This is a genomic window from Acidiphilium sp., assembly GCF_049977125.1.
In the GTDB taxonomy this organism is placed as follows: domain Bacteria; phylum Pseudomonadota; class Alphaproteobacteria; order Acetobacterales; family Acetobacteraceae; genus Acidiphilium.
Genome location: NZ_JBMFGY010000316.1, coordinates 1 through 2,205, shown reverse-complemented (window position 1 = coordinate 2,205; position 2,205 = coordinate 1). Strand labels below are relative to the sequence as shown.

Below are 2,205 nucleotides of genomic sequence, written 5' to 3'. Positions count from 1 at the left end.
CTGACGGCAAACTGGCCTACCGGCTCTATCTGGCGGGATCGATCCCGATACTCGCCAACTGCAACAGACCTGGCTGGAAAGTCGGGAAAGGCGGCACGGTTTGCTATCCCTACACCAAGAATAAAACGATCTATGGCTGGGGGATCGGCCCGTGATCCCTCGGCGGTCGGAGCACCAATCACCGGGGCTCGACATCCCCGATCGCCATGGCAACGAGTTATGGTTTCTGCCGATCCCCGCCGTGTTCCTGCTCGATCGCGACGGTGGGGTTACGTGGCGGTATGCCGATGTCGATTTCACCCATAGCGCGGCACCCGAACGCATCATCGCCGCCCTGCGCCAGCTTGCCACGCCTCCTCGGATTGGGGAGATGTCATGACGCCGCACGCAAACACAGGCCATATAATACGCTGAGATGCGCACGTGCCTCCGGTGTGAAAACGACTGGGTCAAATCACCAGCGGCGCGGCGCGGCTACGTGTTCGGCCATCACCTGGCGGCTAGCGTGTGGCAACCAGAGTCACATTCAGTTCACGCAACGCATCGACGAATCCTGCCAGTTGCGTCACCGCAATCACCGGCGTGGCAACCAACCCGCCCGGTAGAGCTCGGTCGTAGATGCAGACGCAGGTGCTTCCCGTCAGGCGGGAAACGTAGATCAAACCCTGCGCATCCGTTTGCTCATAGATCGCCTGGCTCAGCTTTCGCCCTTGACCATGCGCTTTGCCCCGCGCCGCTTCGGTCGAAATGCCCAGGCGCACCAGACCCGTGGATCTGAGGTCGATCAATCTCAGATCGGCCGTCCCGTTCACTTCAGTCGCCCCCCAGAGATCAGCTTCAACGTCAAGAAGCTGGCGCCGTGCCCGGCCCTGAAACCGGTCGCGAACAAGGGTTTCAGCGATCCCGGTCGTCAAATCCTGCGCGAGATAGATGACCCTGAAGGACCTCTTCGGGCTGGCGAAGCGCGTGATCCCGAAGCCGGCGCCGAGTGGGGTGGCGGCATGCCCCATAGGCGTAACGCGCACATAGGCATCGAGCGTGATCGCGACGGCGAGATCGGCGAGAACATTCCTGTCGAGGATCACGCGTTACCGAAGTTCGAGCGTGCCACCTCAACAACATCATCAATTGCCCCGGCCTTCAGCCGTGTCAGCGGAGCGACGCCGGCGAACCCGGGATTAGCCTCGCGCAACCAGAGCCATGCCGTGCGTGGATCACCGATGGCCGCGACAATCGCACCAAGCCCGGCAACCGGACGTCCGTCGACGAATTGCTCCGTCGGGAAGGCGTGTTTGCGCATGCCGACCAGAAGTCCGATGACCGCTGCCTGCTTTTGCCAAGTGTGGAGGGTTGAGCGTGCTATGCCAAACTCTCGCGCGAGTTCGCTTGGTCCGGCTAGCCGACCGGCCCAGTCCTCGATCCTGGCTGGCACGGCGTATGCGGCAATCCGCGCCCTGCCCTCCTCCAGCGGCAGCACCGTGCCTAGACCTGCACCATGGCTGACTTCAGCTCGATTTTTGGCTGCTAGCGCCACCGGCGTGGGTGTCGTTTCGGGCTCCGCGGCGATCTCGGCAACAAGCTCTTTAAACCGTGCCCGACGGGCTATCAGACGTTTACGGGCGGCTGGTGACAACATCGCAGCCGTGGCGCTGAACTCAGCCACCAGCTTTGCGACCTCGGTGATTTCGCCTCGGCTGGAATCAGGATTCCGTTGGGCGAATATGCCGATTATATCTGCGGTAGCGGGGCTGGCGATCTTGTTCGCTGGCTGAACGGTCTGCCGGCGATCCTGTGCAGCAGTCATAGGATTATCCTCATCAGATACGCCGTCGTAAGTACCTATTATTGTCCCGTTTGTCCAGTATGTCTTGTTTGTCCATAAAAAGAGGCCCGTCAAGTGCGGGATCATGCCGGAATATCAACCAGCTCTCGCCCTGGTTACGTTCACGATCGTCCGTCGAATACAAATAGTGTGCGCGCTCCGAGCCGCCACTGGAGTTGGATCTCACCATCCAACGGCACCCCATCAATGCGGCCACCATTGATGACCTGTTCTGCACACGAATAGATCGTTTTCCGCACACTCGCGATTCCGGCTTCAGGACCCGCCACTCCGCTCAAACCCATAGAAACCCTGAGGTTCGCCCTGCCAGTGTTCTCATTTTGTCTGCTTATGCTACAAATCGGGGCGTTTCGTTACTTCAG

General features: G+C 60.3%; 3 protein-coding genes. 1 reads left to right on the top strand and 2 read right to left on the bottom strand.

Annotated elements, in window-relative coordinates; all coding sequences use genetic code 11:
* The first annotated feature begins 151 nt into the window (after nucleotides 1–151).
* A complete protein-coding gene (locus ACP5E6_RS18570; protein WP_427956872.1) occupies nucleotides 152–379 on the top strand; it encodes a hypothetical protein in 228 nt (75 codons plus the stop codon).
* A gap of 121 nt (nucleotides 380–500) precedes the next feature.
* Here ACP5E6_RS18570 and ACP5E6_RS18565 read toward each other — a convergent pair whose 3' ends face one another.
* Together ACP5E6_RS18565 and ACP5E6_RS18560 are read right to left on the bottom strand one after the other, a co-directional pair.
* On the bottom strand, nucleotides 501–1,085 hold the full coding sequence (locus ACP5E6_RS18565; RefSeq protein ID WP_427956870.1) for an RES family NAD+ phosphorylase: 585 nt from the start codon (nucleotides 1,083–1,085) through the stop codon (nucleotides 501–503).
* Nucleotides 1,082–1,804, bottom strand: a complete 723-nt coding sequence (locus ACP5E6_RS18560) for a hypothetical protein (RefSeq protein ID WP_427956868.1) — start codon at nucleotides 1,802–1,804, stop codon at nucleotides 1,082–1,084. The genes ACP5E6_RS18565 and ACP5E6_RS18560 overlap by 4 nt, the downstream gene beginning before the upstream one ends.
* Nucleotides 1,805–2,205 lie beyond the last annotated feature (401 nt).